The 16,732-nt window shown below is 68.0% G+C and carries 17 protein-coding genes; 4 read left to right on the forward strand and 13 right to left on the reverse strand.

The annotated features are described in order from the left end of the window. Positions 1–126: 126 nt before the first annotated feature. The 3 genes from JS278_RS00470 to JS278_RS00480 form a co-directional block, all read right to left on the reverse strand. Positions 127–645, reverse strand: a complete 519-nt coding sequence (locus JS278_RS00470; RefSeq protein ID WP_147243098.1) for a hypothetical protein — start codon at positions 643–645, stop codon at positions 127–129. 101 nt (positions 646–746) lie between these two features. Beyond that, on the reverse strand, positions 747–1,820 hold the full coding sequence (locus JS278_RS00475) for a ketopantoate reductase family protein (protein WP_245935151.1): 1,074 nt from the start codon (positions 1,818–1,820) through the stop codon (positions 747–749). Positions 1,821–2,075: 255 nt separating this feature from the next. Next, the gene (locus JS278_RS00480) at positions 2,076–3,395 is read right to left on the reverse strand and encodes an MFS transporter (RefSeq protein WP_114043466.1); all 1,320 of its coding nucleotides are present in this window, start codon (positions 3,393–3,395) and stop codon (positions 2,076–2,078) included. 362 nt (positions 3,396–3,757) lie between these two features. Between JS278_RS00480 and JS278_RS00485 the strand changes: the two genes are divergently transcribed. Together JS278_RS00485 and JS278_RS00490 are read left to right on the forward strand one after the other, a co-directional pair. Further along, positions 3,758–5,455 (forward strand): formate--tetrahydrofolate ligase, encoded by a 1,698-nt coding sequence (locus tag JS278_RS00485; RefSeq protein ID WP_114043467.1) that lies wholly within the window; start codon positions 3,758–3,760, stop codon positions 5,453–5,455. 86 nt (positions 5,456–5,541) lie between these two features. Further along, positions 5,542–5,937, forward strand: coding sequence for a hypothetical protein (locus JS278_RS00490; RefSeq protein ID WP_114043468.1), 396 nt, complete (start codon positions 5,542–5,544; stop codon positions 5,935–5,937). On the opposite strand, the gene JS278_RS00495 is transcribed toward JS278_RS00490, so the two are convergent. Both JS278_RS00495 and JS278_RS00500 read right to left on the reverse strand, forming a co-directional pair. Further along, on the reverse strand, positions 5,900–6,436 hold the full coding sequence (locus JS278_RS00495) for a hypothetical protein (protein ID WP_114043469.1): 537 nt from the start codon (positions 6,434–6,436) through the stop codon (positions 5,900–5,902). The two genes, JS278_RS00490 and JS278_RS00495, sit on opposite strands and share 38 nt — an antisense overlap. Before the next feature lie 14 nt (positions 6,437–6,450). Next, positions 6,451–6,723, reverse strand: coding sequence for a CopG family ribbon-helix-helix protein (locus JS278_RS00500; protein ID WP_114043470.1), 273 nt, complete (start codon positions 6,721–6,723; stop codon positions 6,451–6,453). Between the two features lie 53 nt (positions 6,724–6,776). Here JS278_RS00500 and JS278_RS15755 point away from each other — a divergent pair, with 53 nt between their 5' ends. Then, entirely contained in the window at positions 6,777–7,022 is a 246-nt protein-coding gene (locus JS278_RS15755) for a hypothetical protein (protein WP_147243099.1), read from the forward strand. 45 nt (positions 7,023–7,067) lie between these two features. Here the strand turns inward: JS278_RS15755 and JS278_RS00505 are convergent, their stop codons facing one another. The 8 genes from JS278_RS00505 to JS278_RS00535 all read right to left on the reverse strand — a co-directional run bounded on the left by JS278_RS00505 (position 7,068) and on the right by JS278_RS00535 (position 14,930). Further along, complete coding sequence (locus tag JS278_RS00505) at positions 7,068–7,721, reverse strand: RNA polymerase sigma factor (RefSeq protein ID WP_245935152.1); 654 nt, start codon at positions 7,719–7,721, stop codon at positions 7,068–7,070. Between the two features lie 170 nt (positions 7,722–7,891). Continuing rightward, positions 7,892–10,375: an ABC transporter permease gene (locus tag JS278_RS00510; RefSeq protein WP_114043471.1), complete on the reverse strand. Its 2,484-nt coding sequence runs from the start codon at positions 10,373–10,375 to the stop codon at positions 7,892–7,894. Beyond that, complete coding sequence (locus JS278_RS00515) at positions 10,375–11,346, reverse strand: ABC transporter ATP-binding protein (RefSeq protein WP_245935153.1); 972 nt, start codon at positions 11,344–11,346, stop codon at positions 10,375–10,377. Before JS278_RS00515 ends, JS278_RS00510 begins: the two co-directional genes overlap by 1 nt. Before the next feature lie 144 nt (positions 11,347–11,490). Next, positions 11,491–12,150, reverse strand: coding sequence for a response regulator (locus JS278_RS00520; protein ID WP_114043472.1), 660 nt, complete (start codon positions 12,148–12,150; stop codon positions 11,491–11,493). A 456-nt stretch (positions 12,151–12,606) separates the two neighbouring features. Continuing rightward, positions 12,607–13,818, reverse strand: coding sequence for an RtcB family protein (locus JS278_RS00525; RefSeq protein ID WP_114043473.1), 1,212 nt, complete (start codon positions 13,816–13,818; stop codon positions 12,607–12,609). 174 nt (positions 13,819–13,992) lie between these two features. Beyond that, a complete protein-coding gene (locus JS278_RS16535; protein WP_281269209.1) occupies positions 13,993–14,118 on the reverse strand; it encodes a hypothetical protein in 126 nt (41 codons plus the stop codon). Between the two features lie 102 nt (positions 14,119–14,220). Next, a complete protein-coding gene (locus JS278_RS00530; protein ID WP_181833778.1) occupies positions 14,221–14,646 on the reverse strand; it encodes a type II toxin-antitoxin system VapC family toxin in 426 nt (141 codons plus the stop codon). Continuing rightward, on the reverse strand, positions 14,643–14,930 hold the full coding sequence (locus tag JS278_RS00535; protein WP_114043475.1) for a type II toxin-antitoxin system Phd/YefM family antitoxin: 288 nt from the start codon (positions 14,928–14,930) through the stop codon (positions 14,643–14,645). Before JS278_RS00535 ends, JS278_RS00530 begins: the two co-directional genes overlap by 4 nt. Before the next feature lie 180 nt (positions 14,931–15,110). Here JS278_RS00535 and JS278_RS00540 point away from each other — a divergent pair, with 180 nt between their 5' ends. Next, entirely contained in the window at positions 15,111–16,562 is a 1,452-nt protein-coding gene (locus JS278_RS00540) for an MFS transporter (RefSeq protein ID WP_114043476.1), read from the forward strand. Positions 16,563–16,732 lie beyond the last annotated feature (170 nt).

Consider the following 16,732-nt stretch of genomic DNA (forward strand, 5'->3'; position numbering starts at 1 on the left):
CCAGGGCCAGGCGACCGGCCGTGTCCGGGTCAGCGCGACTACCGGATCTCCCGCTCAACAGGGGTTTTCGTCTCCGCCGGGACGAAACGGCCTCTTGAGCGGGGGATCCGGGAGGTGCGATCCGTGTCAGTCGTCGGAGGCGACGATGACGTGGAGAGACGACGAGTCCCGGTCGATGACGACGAACTCGTGGAAGCCTCCCTGGCCGAGGATCCACCCGCACCCGTACATCGCCTCCTCGCCCTCGGGAGGGTGGAACTCGTAGACGTCTCCGGGTCTCAGATATGCCAACACCTCCGAGTTCAGCCGACTCATCGTCTCCCGGCTCTGGGTGTAGTGGCGTTCGTCTTCGGTCCAGTTGGCCCAGGCGAGGATGATGCCCTGTGCGCTGGCGGCATCCGTAGGCCGGAACATCGTGGTATCAAGATCCTTGACGGCCCAGGACGCATGAACGGGAGGGTCCTCCGCGAATTCTCCGTCGCCGAAGATGTACATGGTGTGGTACTCGTGGGCGTCCATGAGAGCGGTGAGGATCTGATGGTCAGTAGCCCCGGGATCGACCGAGAAGTGCATCAGGTCGACCCACATATACGTGTTCCGGTCCATGTGGACGAGTTCGGTGGACGCGAACCGCACCTCTGTCATCGCCCCAGTCTGTCCCACTCGGGCGGCCAGGACGGGAGATCGGCGGGATGCCTCCCGGGCGAACTGCGAAGGTCACCGGGACCGGGCCGTTTCCCGGCCGCTCAGCGCCGATCCGTGCCCGGTCCCGGTGAGAATCGCAGTGTTCCTCGGGCGGCCACCGGTGCCTTCTCGGGCTCGACGACCATCTGGTCCGCCTTCTCCTGCTCGGCTGCCGTTCTCACCGCGGCCTTGGCGTCGCGCATCGCCTCGGCCAGGTGCATCTCCTGTGTGACGAACTCGTGGACGTGACAGGTGTAGCCGTGCTCGCGGCCGAGCCTGGCGATGTAGCCGTTGATGTAGTCCACCTCGGTGGGGCGGCCCTTGGAGAAGCCCTGGTACATCGACGGGTAGTGCAGCGGGTTGCCCACCTTGCTCACGTGGTTCACCGAGTCCACCTCCTCCTGGCGGCTCATGATGAGCGCGATGCCGGCCCTCTCGCAGGCGTCGTAGGCCTCGTCGACAAGAGTCCGGGTGATCTGGTCGGCCCCGTCGTAGGACGCGTACTCGCCCATCGTCGAGGTGAACATGGTGCACAGGGTGTTGACCACGGAGTTGAAGATCACCTTGGCCATCAGGGTGCCGTACAGGTTGCGGGTGAGTTCGGGATTGAGGTCGGCGGCGCGGAAGTCGCGCTCCATGGCGCGGGTGGTCTCGTCAGGGATCTCGGTGGCGTTGACCATGTGCATGGTGCCCGCTCCCGGAGCGCCGATGAAGTCGACGTCGCCGGGCCCGTTGAGGACGGTGGCGACCAGGGCGGTGCCGGCCACGATCCGCTTGTTGGGGAAGTAGCGGCGCATCTTGTCGAGGTGGCCCATCCCGTTCATCGCGGTGAACAGGTACTGGTCGGGTGTGAACAGGTGGGCGCAGCGCTTGAGCACGTCGTCGAGCTGCATCTGCTTGACGAAGACGATCCACACGTCGGGATGCCCGGTGTACTCCTCAGGGGTGCACAGATGGATCGGAACCAGGTGGCGATCGGCGTGGTCGCGGGACACGTAGACCCCGCCCTGATCGCGTACGGCGTCGACGTTGGGCTGCCAGGTGTCGACGAAGTCGACGTCCAGACCGGCGACCTCCTGGAGCAGCACCCCGTAGCGGTATCCCATGGCTCCTGCACCGATGACTGTGTACTTCATCTTCTCGACTTCCCTTGAATGTGGGTTGTGCGGACTGGGACACGCAACAAAAAACCCGCCGTCCCGGAAGGGACAACGGGATGCGCGTCTCACTCGCTTCGCGGCGGGTAGGACGCGCTAGCTAATAAGCTCGCCGGTGGCCAGCGACGTCTGCCTCATGCCCTGCACAGTAGGGCGTCCCGCAGATCGGGAGAACCCGTCCCAAAATATGGTCGGACCGTTTGATCGGGGGGTGTGCCCGGGGCCGGCACGGGATCAGTGGACGGCGGTGCCGCGGTCGTACAGGGCCGATTCCTGACGGCCGCTGATCACGGCGAACAGCGCCCCGACCAGCAGATACGCCACCGCCAGGCCGATAAGGCCGGCGTGCGAGATGCCATGCACCGGCAGCACCAGGGCCGCCACCACGGCCCCGCCGACGAACAGCGCGTTGTAGATCATGTCGTAGACGATGAAGATCCGGCCCTTGTAGGCGTCGTCGATGTGTGCCTGGCAGACCGTGTCCACACCGGCCTTGACCGACTGGGCGAACAGGCCGACGAGGAACGCCGCCACCAGCAGTCCCCAGCGGTTGAGCATCGCGCCCGGGAAGACCTGGATGACGGCGGTGGCCACCATCATGGCGATCAGGGCCCGGCGCATCCCGATGGCACGCACCACCCTGGGCATGAAGCCGGCCGACAGCACGAAGCCGGCCCCCATCACCACTCCCCACACGGCCATGTCGCCCATCGCTGCGTTGACGTCGACCTTGGCGTGGAAGTAGTTGCGGTAGCCCAGGATCATGGCCACCGAGTAGACGCCGAAGAGCAGTCGCTGGAATCCGATGAGGGTCAGCCCGGAACTCACTACCGGCAGGCCGCTCAGGTGCCTGAAGCCGTCGATGATCCCGTGCAGCACCTGGGAGGCCGACCTGCTGGGGTCGGGGACGGTCGGGCCCAGCTCGTCGCGACCGAACCGGGTGCCGAGGAGGGCCGAGAAGGCGAAGAGCACGGCGGAGACGCAGAAGATGATGGTGTCGGCGTGGTGGACCGGCATCCAGTGGCCGCCGATCATCCGGACGGCGGCCGCCACCACGACCCCGATCATCATTCCCAGTGGGCCGATCACCGGCATGATCGACGACGCCGTGAGGTACTCGCGCCGGTCGATGGTGTGCTCCAGGCCGGCGGTGAGCGCCGCCAGCAGGTAACGGTTGAGACTCATGGCGATCAGCAGCAGGAACAGCAGGGTGAGGTGGGCCGGGTTCTGCCGGGCGCCGTCCCACACCAGGGCGCCCACCGCCAGCGCGATGATGCAGCGCAGCCCGTCGGTGCCCACCAGGATGCGCTGGCGCGGCCAGCGGTCCAGGGTCACGGAGATGAAGGGACCGATGATGCTGAACGGCAGCATCGTGATGGCCAGCACCATGGCGATCGACCACGCGTCGGGCTGCTGCTCGGGGGACAGGAGCACGTAGGAGGCCAGCCCCGTCTGGAGGGTGCCGTCGGCGGCCTGGGTGGAGAACCTCACACCGAGGATCCGGCGGAACCGGGGCAGGCGCCACAGCCGGCGCAGTCCCTCGCTGAAGGCCACGGGATCCCCTCTCGGTCGTCGGCAGAACCACCCCGATCCTAGGTGAGCCGTCGGATCGGGGGAGCCCGGCTCCCGTCTCGGATTCGCCCTGTTCGACCCGGAGGACGAACTGTCGATCGTCTCCGGGCGTCCGGTGGGTCTGGTGAGACGCGGCTCGGTCAGAAATACATTCGCAGGCAGGTGCTCGATGACGCCGGGATCTTGTCGGCGGGCGGGACGCCGGGCAGATCGATGTCGACTCCCTGCGCCGGTCTGCGTTGCTGTGGCAGTTCACGGTGCTCGGCGAGGCCCGGTCCGCCTGACGGTTCCCCGATCTCCACCCCGGGCTCACATCGTGGGACGGGAGGCGGAAAGATAGGGTCATGACAGTGTTGTCAGACCTCGAGATCGCACGCGCCGCCCACACCGATCCGATCGGGGAGGTGGCGGCCCGCGCCGGGATCGGCCCCGAGCACCTCGAGCTCTACGGCAACGACGTCGCGAAGATCTCCCTCGACGCCGTGACGGCGCACGAGGACCGTCCTCGCGCCAAGTACATCGTCGTCACCGCCATCACCCCCACCCCGCTCGGCGAGGGCAAGACGACCACCGCGGTCGGCATCGCCCAGGGCCTCGAGAGGATCGGCAGGCGCTCCATGCTGGCCCTGCGCCAGCCCTCCATGGGCCCCACCTTCGGCATCAAGGGCGGAGCCGCCGGGGCCGGTCATTCCCAGGTGCTGCCGATGGAGAAGCTCAACCTGCACCTGACCGGCGACTTCCACGCCATCACCGCCGCGCACAACCTGCTGGCGGCGATGATCGACAACCACCTCCACCAGGGCAACGAGCTCGACATCGAGCCGCACTCGGTCTCCTGGCGCCGCGTCGTCGACATCAACGACCGTGCCCTCCGCAATGTCATCGTCGGGCTGGGCAGCCGCATCGACGGCGTCCCCCGCGAGACCGGATTCGACATCACCGCCGCCAGCGAGGTCGGCGTCATCCTCTCCCTGGCCACCTCCCTGAAGGATCTGCGCGCCCGCCTGGGCCGCATCGTCATCGGCTACAACCGCGCCAAACAGCCCGTCACCGCCGAGGATCTCCACGCCGCCGGCTCCATGACCGTCATCCTGCGCGACGCGCTGAAACCCAATCTGCTGCAGACCACCGAGAACACTCCGGTGCTCATCCACACCGGCCCGTTCGGCAACATCGCCACCGGCAACTCCTCGGTGGTCGCCGACCAGATCGGCATCACCAGTTCCGACTACCTGCTCACCGAGGCCGGGTTCGGCTCCGACATGGGCGCCGAGCGGTTCTTCAACGTCAAGTGCCGGGTCTCCGGCCTGCACCCCGACGCCGCCGTGATGGTCGTCACCGTCCGGGCGCTGAAGACCCACTCCGGCCGCTACACGGTGGTACCCGGCAAGCCGCTGCCAGAGGGCATGACCCTCGACAACCCCGACGACGTGTGGGCCGGGGCACCGAACCTGCGCAGGCACATCGAGATCGTCCGCGGCTTCGGGGTGACGCCGGTCGTCGCCCTCAACCTGTTCCCCGGTGACCACGACGACGAGATCGACGTGGTGCGCCGGATCGCCGAGGAGTGCGGCGCCCACTTCGCGGCCTCCACCCATGTGGTCGACGGCGGGGCCGGCGCCGCCGAGCTGGCCCGGGCCGTCGTCGCCGCCTGCCAGGAGCCCACCCGGTTCCGCTACACGTATCGTCTGGAGGCCTCGCTGGCCGACAAGATCGAGGCCGTCGCCACAGGGGTGTACGGCGCCGACGGCATCGACATCGCCCCGGCTGCCGCCAAGGAGCTCACGCACTTCCAGCAGCTGGGCTACGGGCACTTCCCGGTCGTCATCGCCAAGACCCACCTGTCGCTGTCCCACGACGCCGCGCTCAAGGGCGCCCCGACCGGCTGGAGGCTCCCGGTCCGCGAGGTGCGGGCCGCGGTGGGCGCCGGCTACGTCTACGCCATCTGCGGGGACATGCGCACCATGCCCGGCCTGGGCAGGCACCCGGCCGCCGAACGGATCGACATCGACGAGAACGGCGAGACGGTCGGGCTGTTCTGAATCGATTGAGAGGGGGGCGACCCCCACACCCCCGAGCGGGTCGGGTCTGGGTCCGCGTGCAGGGTTCCTGCCCGTACACTTCCCCCATGGCCAGCCAACGCGCCGAGGACGCCCGTCGACGGATCGAGCTCGATGAGATGGACCGGCGCCGCGAGGGTGCCGCCGCACAGAAGCTGATCGATGCCTTCGTCGAGGAAGCACGGGCCAAGGGGCTGTCGACCGAGCCGCTGCGCGCCCAGTTGCTCGACGGCCACCGCGCGAAGACCGGTAAGCATGGCTGGTACCTCAACGCCTCACAGTCCCTGGCCATCGGGGAGAACGGCGAGTACTACCAGCTCGTGGTGCCCGGCGGCCTCAAGGAGAGGCTGCGCGGGGTCACACTGGAACCCTCGCTGCCGCCCTTGCACGTCGGAAAGGGCGGCAGGGACGGCGAGACCGGTTACCTCAGGGAGTTCCTGGAGTGGCGGTTGAAGGCCGGCTGATCTTGCGGCCGGCCGTTCTGCTCCGGAGCCGGCGACGTCGGTCCGGGCGGTGGGGGAGGATCCCCAGGAACCAGGCCACTGCGGCTGCACTCACGAAGAATCCGTAGGGGGCGGCCCTCATGCCGGCGGCGGTGCGGTCCTTGACGGCCACGACGTCGTCGTCGGGGTTCCCGCTGCTCGCGCGATGCGCCACCAGGGTGACGTGCTGGCCCACGACGTACTTCCGCGGGCTGCTGTACGGACTGCTCGTCGTGCTGCCCTTCTCACCCTCGTAGCGGTACTGGATGACGGCGATGGTGGAGCCCCCGGGATGCGTGAGATTTCGCAGCGGGGAGGAGTCCCCGGTCGGGGCCGCCCGGATGGCTGTCACGGTGCCGGTGAGGGTCTGGCCCTGCTTGAGGAACACGTCGTAGCGCTCGGCGAGCACCATATAGAGCACCCCCACCGTCAGGAGGTACACCACACCCAGCACCGCGATCACCCGTTGGAGCCTGCCCATGGACTCAGTATGTCTCAGCAGGTGGGGCGCAGGAACTGTCGCAACGCCTCTCTGATGACCTCCGAGGGGGTCTGGTCATCATGCTCGGCCCGCTGCCGAAGCGCTTCGAGCAGCTTTGGATCAAGGCGGACGGCGACTGTCTTCGCCGGCCCGCTGCCGAGCGCAGGTCGGCCAGGCATCCGGTGGGGAGTCACGCCGGGGAACCCGGCCTCGGCGTTCGAGACGAGATCCTCGATCACGTCGTCGGTGATCTCGACGCCGTCGACGGTTCCGTAGCTTTTGGCCATCGTCCAGCCCCTCCCATCAACATCTCAATGGTTGTTCGTCTGAGCCTCATGGCATGGATCTCAAGGCATCTGTTCTCGGCGAATACGATCGCCACCAGCTCCCAACTCCGTCCCGCATCATCCAGGCAGATCCGCAGCATGCGCCCGGGCCTGTCATCCTCCAGCCAGATGTCCTCGATTACGGACGGCCGGAGATGCTGGATCCGGAGTTTGGTCAGCCCATGTCTGAGAGCAGACTGATGGATCTGGACAGTCATGAACCGAACTCACCCCTCAATAATGTAAACGAAACAGGTTGAATTCGCAAACGGAATCTCTCGACGTGTTCTGATGGGGTCCTCGGTTCAGAGGCACTCCGCCAGTTCGGAGGCGTGACGCCGCATCGCCCTGGTCGCCCGGCTGCACCGGGCGCGGACCGCCTCCGGGGTCATCGTGTAGCGCTGCGCGGTGCGGTCGTGCCCCAGTCCTTCGGCGTAGACGCTCATGAGCACCGGCCGACTGCTGCGATTGACGATGCCTATCCGGAAGGCGGCGTCGATGAGCTCGCGGGCCCGCTCCCCGGGAGCCTCCTCGGCCCAGGGATCGACCGGATGTTCCGGTACCGGCAGCGGTCGCTCCCTGCCGGTCCGGCGTCTGCCCGCCGACACGACGTGGAGACAGTCCAGGGCGAGATTCGTGCACACCTTGTGGATCCGCGTGGTGGGGAAGGTCATGACCCTGATCCATGCCTCGGCCACATACTCGTCCAGACCGGCCCGGAGATCGCGCCGCGCCAGTCCGCACAGCAGCGGCATGAGGGCCTGCAGCAAGGCATGCGCGGCGAACCGAGATCGCGGACCGCCGGCTCGGGCCCTCTTCAGGAACCGAACCGCCAGCTCGTCATCGCTGCGCAGACGCCGGGGCAGATCCCGCGCATCCAGCTCCGGTTCCCCGATCCCCCACGACTCGCACTCGCGCTCCCACTCCGCCGCCAGCGCCGCCACCAGAAACCCCGACATGATCCACCTCCGGACGTCCGCACCACTGATGACGTCAGTCCAGCAATGAGGTGTTGTCCCAGGTGTTGCCCGAAAGGGGCCAGGTGTTGCCCGTTCCGCGGATGTGTTGTCCGTTCAGGTGAGGTGTTGCCCGATCGGTCCGACCATTCGGTGCACCGCTGTCCCCGTCCCTACTCCTCGGCCAGCGCCTCCGTCGGCGTCGCCAGGGCGGCACGGCGTCCCGGAAGTACCGAGGCCAGGGCCGCTGCGACGAAGCAGATGAGCACCAGCCCGATCGTCGTCGGCCAGTCCACCGAGAAGCGCACCGCCGTCGACGTCCCCGCCATCTTGAAGATCGATCTGATCCCCAGCCAGGCGAAGAAGGCGCCGCACAGCACCCCCACCAGCACGGCGGCCATCGCCATCTGGATCGCCTCGAAGAACAGCATGAGACGCAGCGACCCTCGCTGCATGCCCATCGCCCGCAGCAGGGCCGACTCGCGGCCGCGCTCCAGCACCGACAGGCCCAGAGTGTTCGCCACACCGATGAGCGCGATGATCACCGCCACCCCGAACAGGGCCGTCATCACGATGAGCAGCACTCTCAGCACCTGCTCCAGGACTCCGGCGATGAAGGCCCCACCGCCGACCGCCAGATCCGGGTGGGACTGCATGATCGTGGCGATCGGCACCATCGTCTGAGCCATGTCTGTCCGGTCGGACATCGTCCCCCAGACCGCCGCGGGCACCGTCGATGAGGAGAGCTTGTTGAGGTCGGAGACCGAGATCAGCATGATCTGCGAGGAGTCCAGCGCCCCGGTGTGATCCACGGTCAGGGTCAGTGGGCCGCGGTCGCCGGTCAGCACCAGTTTCGAGCCCTCCTTCGCGGTGTCCCCGGAGACCAGGACGGTGCCGGGTTTCACCCGGGAGGCCACCGACGGAGAGACCTGGTCGATGTCGGAGCCGGCCAGGGCCAGCACCTTCTCCTTGTTGGCGCCACTGGTCACCAGGGCCCCGTCGAGCGTCGTCGAGGCCTTGAGATTGGGTAGTTTCGCCACCTCGCCGGCCACCCCGGAGGGCAGCTCGGCCGACGTCGCCTGCGTCTCCTTCCCGGTCTGCGGATCGAAGCTCTGCGGCTGTGTGGAGACGGTGACGTCCACCGGATAGTTGTCGTCGATGAGCTTCATGACAGTGGCCTGGGTGGTGGAGGATCCCACCTGCAGGGTGACGATGATGCCGACCGCCAGCATGAGGACGCCGGTGGTCAGGGCGGTGCGCACCGGATTGCGGACGGCGTTGGAGGTCGACAGCCTCGCGGTGGGCCCGAACGGCCGCAGCAGCAGCCCCAGGCCCTTGATCACCCAGGGCACGTAGACCGGCGTCGAGATGAGCACGGCGATCCCCAGCACCGCGGCGCAGCCCATCGCCCAGGCGATATTCCAGGAGCCGGCCCGAAGCGACTGCCAGGCCAGCAGGGCGCCGATCACCAGGAGCACGCAGGAGATCACGACCAGGACGATGGAGGTGCGTCTGCGCTCGACGGTGGCGGCGGGGCGCAAGGCCTCCAGGGGGGCGACGCGGGTGGCTCGCAGGCTCGGCACGAAGGCGGCCAGGACGGTGGCCAGCACCCCGATCCCGAACTCGATCGCCACCTCCCGCCAGGGCATCACCAGCCCGAAGGTCAGCGCCCCGGTGTAGGCGCAGCCGACCAGCGCGATGAGGACTCCCAGACCGATTCCCAGCAGGGATCCGACGGCCCCGATGATGAGCGACTCGACGAAGAACTGGCCGCGCACCTGTCCGCCCGAGGCGCCCACGGCGCGCAACAGGCCGATCTGGCGGCGTCGCTGGGCCAGCAGAATGAGGAAGGTGGTGAAGATGATGATCATGCCGACCATCAGGGCGATCCCCGCGAAGGCGAGGAGCATGTACTTGAAGACGTCGAAGTCGCCGGTCAGCGAGGTCACCGCCTCGCGCTGGTACTGGGCCGCCGGAGCCACCTGAAGAGTGCCCGACGTCGTGCCGGCCTTCGGCATCCCGTCCATTCCCTTCAGGGCGTTGCGGATCGCGGTCGAGACCGCCGACGGGTCGGCCCCGGAGTCGATCTTCACCAGCCATGTCGACGCCGGGGAGTCGGCGGAGACGGCGTCGCGGGCCATGTAGGCAGTCTGGGCGAACAGGGATCCGGGATCGTCGGACAGACCGGTCACCGAGAGCTTCCTGTCGCCGATGGTCACCTGGTCGCCGACGTCGGCACCGAGGCGGGAGGCGGCGTCGGTCGACAGCGCGATCTGGGAGGATGACGTCGGCCAGGATCCCTTCGACAGCCCGGCCCATCGGAACTGCGGGCCCGGGAGCCCGTAGACGTTGGCCTGGACGGCCTCATCCCCGTTCTGGAGGGCCTGGGTGGTCTGGTAGGCGGGCTCGGCGGCGGCGACCCCCTTCACGCCCTTGACGGCCGAGGTGACCTCGTCGGGATCGGCCTCGCCGGAGCCGGTGTCGACGACGACGTCGGCCCTCGAGGTGACCAGGGACTCCTGCTGTCCCAGGGCCGAACTCTGGGACCGGATGAACACCGAGACCCCGACCATGAAGCCGATCGAGATGGCGATCGCGACCAGGGTGGCGACGTAACGGGTGGGGTGGTAGCGGACCTCCGCCAGGGCGCGGCGCATCAGGCCTCCAGACCGGCCATGGCGGCACCCACCGATTCGGCGGTGGGGGAGGCGATGTCATCGACGATGCGGCCGTCCAGAAGCATGAGGGCGCGATCTGCGTAGGACGCGGCGCGGGCGTCGTGGGTGACCATGATGATGGTCTGGCCGAGGTCGCTGGCGCAGTGGCGCAGGTATTCCAGCAGCGCGGTGCCGGACTTCGAGTCCAGGGCGCCGGTGGGCTCGTCGGCGAAGACGACCGAGGGCCTGGTGATCATCGCGCGGGCGCAGGCGACGCGCTGCTGCTGGCCGCCCGACAGTTCGGAGGGACGGTGGGTCAGCCGGTCGGCGATCCCGAGCCCCTCGACGAGGCTGGTGAACAGGTCGGCATCGGGCTTGGCGCCGGCCAGTTCCAGTGGCAGCAGGATGTTCTGCTTCGCGGTGAGGGTGGGGAGCAGGTTGAAGGACTGGAAGATGAACCCCACCTGATCACGGCGGGCCCGGGTGAGCTGCTTGTCGGGCAGGGCCGACAGTTCGGTGCCGGCCAGGAAGACCGATCCCGAGGTGATCCGGTCCAGGCCGGCCAGGCAGTGCATGAGGGTGGACTTGCCCGATCCGGAGGGTCCCATGATCGCGGAGAAGGAGCCACCCACGAAGCCCACCGAGACGCCGTCCAGGGCTGTGACGCGGGTGTCTCCGGTGCCGTAGACCTTGGTGAGCGCGACGCCGGCCGAGGCGGCCTGGCTGGGATCGGCCTGCGTGGTATCGGGCAGTGCGGGATCGTCGAATGGCGATGTCAGTGGCTCAGATGCCGGGCCCGGGCGTGGCACAGGGCTGGAGTGGTGCGGGTCGTCCTGCGGTGAGGACTGCGAGGAGGGAGAACCGGCCGACTCCTCGAGACCGCGACGGGGTGCCTGGATGTCGTCCCGAGGTTGCGGCCCGGCGTCTGGGGCCGGGGGCTCGAGCGGGTTGGATCGACGCGGAGTGGACATCTCTGCCTTTCGACGGGCGACGTGCGGCCTGTGGTCAGCCTAGGACGAGACGTCCGGAACCGTGAGGGCACCACGCCCGGCCGGAGATCGTGTCGGATCTTGGGGCATCTATTCCCCAACTTCCGACACGGTCTCTTCCCGCCGTCAGGAGACGAGGCCCACCTCATGGGCGAAGAGCACCAGCCCGACCCGGTCGCGGCACTCGAGCTTGGACAGCAGCCGTCCGATGTGGGTCTTGACGGTGCCCTCGGCCATGAAGAGGTTCGCGGCGATCTCGGAGTTGGTGGCGCCCTTCGCGATCTCCACCAGCACCTCGCGCTCCCGCTCGGTGAGCACCGAGAGCCGCTCGTCGGACTCGCGCGGATTGTTGGGCAGGGTGGGGACGACGTGCTCGAGCAGTCGTCTGGTGGCCGAGGGTGCGACGACGGCCTCCCCGGCTGCCACGTTGCGGATGGCAGAGAGCAGCTCGGCGGGGCGGGCGTCCTTGAGCAGGAATCCCGAGGCGCCGGCCTTGAGGCCCGCGTAGACGTATTCGTCGAGGTCGAAGGTGGTGAGGATCATCACCTTGGTGTCCAGAGGGGAGGCGGCGATACGGCGGGTGGCCTCCACCCCGTCCATCACCGGCATCCGGATGTCCATGAGGGCGACGTCGACCGGGGTGTGGCGCAGCACCTCGAGGGCCTCGGCGCCGTTGGAGGCCTCGCCGACCACCTCCATGCCGTCCTCGGCCTCGATGAGCATGCGGAACCCCGATCGGACCAGGGACTGGTCGTCGACCAGCAGGACGCGGATCGGTTCTGGCATGACACCTCCGGGAAACGGCAACACCACATGGTAATGGACCCGGCGTCCGGGACGTTGGCCAGAGTGGCGGCGGGCGCAGGGCAAGATGTTCAGTCAGGACGCTGCCCCCAGGCCGCGCACCTTGCGGCCCGTCGGGCGCGCGTGGCGGCATCTCAGGCGGCCGGTTCTCGGTGCACCTCGAGGCGGAGGCCGAGTGTCACGGTGGCCCAGAAGGGTGTCAAGGTGGAGGCGCGGTCGACGCACGATCAGATCTGGCGCGACCTGATCGTCTCGGTGGGCTGTGTGTCGTCGTCGAAGCGCATCACAACGGGCAGGTCCGGGAACCAGTCGTGGTGTGGGGGCAGGCCACTTGACGGGTGGGCAGACCGATTCCCCGACAGATCGGTGTTTTCAGCCGAAACGGGCCAAAAAGTCCGAACTGTCGGGGGATCGGTCGCGTGACCACATCCCGCGCCGTCAGCCCTTGACGCACAGCAGCGTCTGGAGGCGGGCCACCACGCCGACGAGGTCGGCCTGGGCGCCGATCACCGCGTCGATGTCCTTGTAGGCGGCGGGGATCTCGTCGATGACCCCGGCGTCCTTGCGGCACTCGATGCCGGCGGTCTGGGCGGCCAGGTCGTCGGCGGTGAAGCGCCGCTTGGCGGCCTTCCGGGACATCCGGCGTCCGGCCCCGTGGGAGGCCGACTGGTAGGAGGTCTCGTTGCCCAGACCCCGCACGATGTAGGAGCCGGTGCCCATGGATCCCGGGATCACGCCCATGTCCCCGGCGCCGGCGCGGATCGCCCCCTTCCGGGTGACGATCAGCTCCTCCCCGTCGTGGGTCTCCACCGCGACGTAGTTGTGGTGGCAGCGGATCGGCTCCTCGAAGCCGATCCCGTGGATGGCATGCCTCAGCTCGTCGCAGATGGCGGCGAGCATGACGTCGCGGTTGAGCAGTGCGTAGGCCTGCGCCCACCACAGGTCGCCCAGGTAGTGCTCCATCTGGGGCGAGCCCGCGATGAACACCGCCAGGTCGCGGTCGACCAGGTTCTGGTTGTGGGCCAGTCCCTGGGCGATCTCCATGTGCACCTGCGCCAGCTGGTTGCCGGTGCCTCGGGACCCGGAGTGCAGCGTCACCCAGACCCGGCCGTCGTCGCCGGAGCACAGTTCGATGAAGTGGTTCCCGCCGCCCAGGGTGCCCACTTGGCCGCCGGCCTTGGCCTCGGCCTTCCCGGTGCGTGCCGAGGCGGTGAGTTCGCGGGCGTAGAGATCCTGGTAGTCGGTCATCACGGTCCGGTAGCGGGCCTTGAGGTCGGTGTGCCGGGCGATCGTGCGGGCCTCCCGGTTGTGCATCGCGAAGCCCACCGGGACCGCTCGCTCGATCCCGTGCCGCAGTCCCGCGAGGTCCTCGGGCAGCTGGTCGGGGCGCAGGCTGGTGCGCACCGCCGTCATGCCGCAGCCGATGTCGACGCCCACGGCGGCCGGCGCGACGGCCTGGCTCATCGCGATGACCGATCCGACGGTGGCGCCCAGGCCGTAGTGGACGTCGGGCATCACGCGGACGCCGCGGGTCCAGGGCAGTGCGGCCACATTGCGCAGCTGGGTGCGTGCGGCCTCCTCGATGCCGGCCTCCTCGGCCCACATCAAGGTGTTGTCGGTGCCGCTCAGCGACACCGGGAAAATGGACATGATGATTCTCCTAATCGGGTGTTTTCGGGCGCACTGAGCCCATTTCCGGCGGCTCGTATTCACGGGGATCCGCGAGATGATCCACGTTGTTGATCGGAGTCGATGAAGAAAGGGGTGCGCCCTTGGGGGTGCCCCGGGTGAGACGTCAGCAGGCCGCTACGGGCCCGTCATTGCTCAGTTCTGGGGCTTACCGGATCGCTTGTCCAGCGATCGCTGTCGCCCATCGAGGGCGTCGAGCTTGAGGACGCCAGGGCGCGGCAGGACGGTCGCATATGTGCGACTTCTCTGCAGTGTTGCCATGGCCGGTGTCCTCTCTCGATTGCGTCGCCTGCGACGCGATAGGAAAGTCTGCCACACCGATTTCAGGAATGCAATCTGAGACTGCGAATTCGTGTCCCGGCGTCACGCCTCGGGGAGGTCCCCGGGGTAGATCACGTCGATCTCGGAGATGCTCCGGGGGAAGTCGCGACGGTTATTCGTGAGGAACCTGTCCGCTCCGGCCGTGATGGCGGTTGCCAGATGCGCGGCGTCTGCGGCGCGCAGCCCGTACTCGACGGCAACAACGAGGGCAAGCCGCGCGGTCGGCTCGTCAACGGGGTGCAGATCCAGGCGGCTCAGCAGTTCGTTGAGGTCGCCGGCCTCGGTCGACGTCGCTGCTGCACGCAGGGGTTTGGTGAGGACCTCCGGCAGCAGCAGGACAGAACCTAGACCGACAGACTGACCCTTCGGGGTATCGCGGAACAGGGCGGCTACGCGCACACCTTGGGGGTGGTTCTCGATGGCTGCGTAGATGATGACATCGGTGTCGAACGCGGTGACGGGTTTCACCGTGACGCCCGGCCCTCGTAAATGTAGTTGAGGAGTTCGGCGCCGCGCTCGGGTGTCATACGCGCCTTGGACAGCGGTCGGCGTCGTGCCTCCTCGAGATCCTGGGCCACACGGTCCGCCTCCGCCCACAGGTGCGAGGCCCGACGGTGACGCAGTTCCTCAGGACTGATGAGAACGGCGACCACCTTCCCGTGGCGTGTGATCTCGATCTGTTCACCCGCCTCGACGCGGTCGAGCTGGGCGGGCAGTGTCTGACGGGCTGCGCTGGCGCTGATGGTCGTCATGAACCGATTGTACGTCGTTGTACACAAAAGTACGATCGCTGTCGGGCCGCGGCTTGAAAGCCACCGGTGGGTGCTCGCCACGGTTCATGTGCGGGAGGGAATGCGCGGGCGTACCGTGACGCTGCACACGTGGGAAACACACAGTATGAAAACACACAGTATGAGAGGGAGGGACGCGACGTGAGCGAGTCCGTGGCTGCCGAGAAGCCGAACGCCGAGGACGTGCCACCCGTGAAGCGTCGTCGTCTCCTCCTGGTGCTGTTGGCGCCGCTGTTCATGGCCCTGGTCGCCGTCTCGGTGATCAACGTCGCCCTGGTGCCCATCGGCAACGACCTGCACGCCTCCTCGTCGGGTCTGCAGTGGGTGCTGTCGGGATACGCGCTGGCCTTCGGCGTCCTGCTGGTGCCGGCCGGGCGGATCGGCGACGCCACCGGCCGCAAACGCATGCTGCTGATCGGTCTGGCCTTCTTCACCCTCGGCTCGGTGATCAGCGCCCTGTCCCCGACCATCCAGATGCTCAACCTGTCGCGGATCGTCCAGGGGATCGGCTCGGGCCTGCTCAACCCGCAGGTCGTCGGCATCATCCAACAGCACTTCCGCGGCCGGGAGCGCGCCCGCGCCTTCGCGCTCTTCGGTACCACGGTGGCCCTGGCGACCGCGATCGGGCCGGTGATCGGCGGCGTGCTCATCGCCGCGCTGGGGCCCGATACCGGCTGGCGCTGGATGTTCGGGATGAACGTCCCCATCGGCGTCTTCGCCATCTGGGCCGGCTCCTACTGGGTGCCGGGGGACTCCCGGCCCAAGGGAGCGCGTTCCAGGCTCGACCTGGACCCGGTGGGCATCGTGCTGCTGGCCGTCTCCCTGCTGTGCGTCATGTTCCCCTTTCTGGAGCGCGGACTGGGCGCAGTGGCGTGGGTCGCCCTGCCGGTCGGCCTGATGCTGGGGGCGGTGTGGGTCCGGTGGGAGGCCCGCTACCGCGACCGCGGCAGGGAGCCGATGGTCGACCTCGGGCTCCTGGCCAATCGCGCCTTCAGCAACGGAATCCTCATCGTCTCGGTGTTCTTCCTGGGGTCGACGTCGATCTGGATCGTGATGCCGCTGTTCGTCCAGGACCACCTGGGACATGTGGCCCTGTTCTCGGCCCTGCTGGGGCTGCCGTCGTCGATCTTCGCGGGTATCGGATCGCAGATCTCCGGGCGCTACGTGCTGGACGCCGGGCGCCGTATGGTCATTGCGGGTCTGGCCATCGCCGGCCTGGGCGTGCTGCTCATCATGGGTACCGGAATGGCGGTGGAGTGGCTCGGCTGGCCGGCCTGGACGCTGGTCTTCCCTCTCTCGGTGATCGGCATCAGCCAGGGCTTCACCGTCTCGCCGAACCAGACGCTGACCCTCAACGCCGTCGATCCGCGGTACGGCGGCGTCGCGGGAGGCATCCTGCAGACCGGCCAGCGGATCGGCCAGGCGGTCGGCACCGCGATCATCCCGGGCATCCTGTTCACGCTCTCGGAACGGACCGGCTCCTGGATCCTGGCCTTCGTGGTCGCGATGGGAGTCATCGCGGTGTTCGCGGCTCTGGCGATCGTCATCTCGGTGGCGGATCGACGCCGCGAGAGGGCTGCGAGCGCCGGCTGAGGCAATGGCCCTGGAGGCCGGAAGAGCGCGACGATCGCCAGGCCTGAGGTACCCGGATCGAGCACAGCACCGAGGGATCCCACCTCCTCCGAGCCCGTGACCTCGGGGGGCGGTCCCCTCGCAGCCCTGTACTTCCCTCATGCCGTGCGATCCAGCGCGACAGAGCGGTG

The sequence above is a fragment of the Acidipropionibacterium virtanenii genome, from assembly GCF_003325455.1.
Classification (GTDB): Bacteria; Actinomycetota; Actinomycetes; order Propionibacteriales; family Propionibacteriaceae; genus Acidipropionibacterium; species Acidipropionibacterium virtanenii.

Bases quoted from the DNA above. Each gene is read 5' to 3' on its own strand.
- JS278_RS00500 (WP_114043470.1), bottom strand. From the start codon at position 6,723: ATGGCCAAAAGCTACGGAACCGTCGACGGCGTCGAGATCACCGACGAC.
- JS278_RS00505 (WP_245935152.1), bottom strand. From the start codon at position 7,721: ATGTCGGGGTTTCTGGTGGCGGCGCTGGCGGCGGAGTGGGAGCGCGAG.
- JS278_RS00535 (WP_114043475.1), bottom strand. From the start codon at position 14,930: ATGACGACCATCAGCGCCAGCGCAGCCCGTCAGACACTGCCCGCCCAG.
- JS278_RS16535 (WP_281269209.1), bottom strand. From the start codon at position 14,118: ATGGCAACACTGCAGAGAAGTCGCACATATGCGACCGTCCTGCCGCGC.
- JS278_RS15755 (WP_147243099.1), top strand. From the start codon at position 6,777: ATGGATCTCAAGGCATCTGTTCTCGGCGAATACGATCGCCACCAGCTC.
- JS278_RS00520 (WP_114043472.1), bottom strand. From the start codon at position 12,150: ATGCCAGAACCGATCCGCGTCCTGCTGGTCGACGACCAGTCCCTGGTC.
- JS278_RS00485 (WP_114043467.1), top strand. From the start codon at position 3,758: ATGACAGTGTTGTCAGACCTCGAGATCGCACGCGCCGCCCACACCGAT.
- JS278_RS00490 (WP_114043468.1), top strand. From the start codon at position 5,542: ATGGCCAGCCAACGCGCCGAGGACGCCCGTCGACGGATCGAGCTCGAT.
- JS278_RS00495 (WP_114043469.1), bottom strand. From the start codon at position 6,436: ATGGGCAGGCTCCAACGGGTGATCGCGGTGCTGGGTGTGGTGTACCTC.
- JS278_RS00510 (WP_114043471.1), bottom strand. From the start codon at position 10,375: ATGCGCCGCGCCCTGGCGGAGGTCCGCTACCACCCCACCCGTTACGTC.
- JS278_RS00470 (WP_147243098.1), bottom strand. From the start codon at position 645: ATGACAGAGGTGCGGTTCGCGTCCACCGAACTCGTCCACATGGACCGG.
- JS278_RS00515 (WP_245935153.1), bottom strand. From the start codon at position 11,346: ATGTCCACTCCGCGTCGATCCAACCCGCTCGAGCCCCCGGCCCCAGAC.
- JS278_RS00475 (WP_245935151.1), bottom strand. From the start codon at position 1,820: ATGAAGTACACAGTCATCGGTGCAGGAGCCATGGGATACCGCTACGGG.
- JS278_RS00525 (WP_114043473.1), bottom strand. From the start codon at position 13,818: ATGTCCATTTTCCCGGTGTCGCTGAGCGGCACCGACAACACCTTGATG.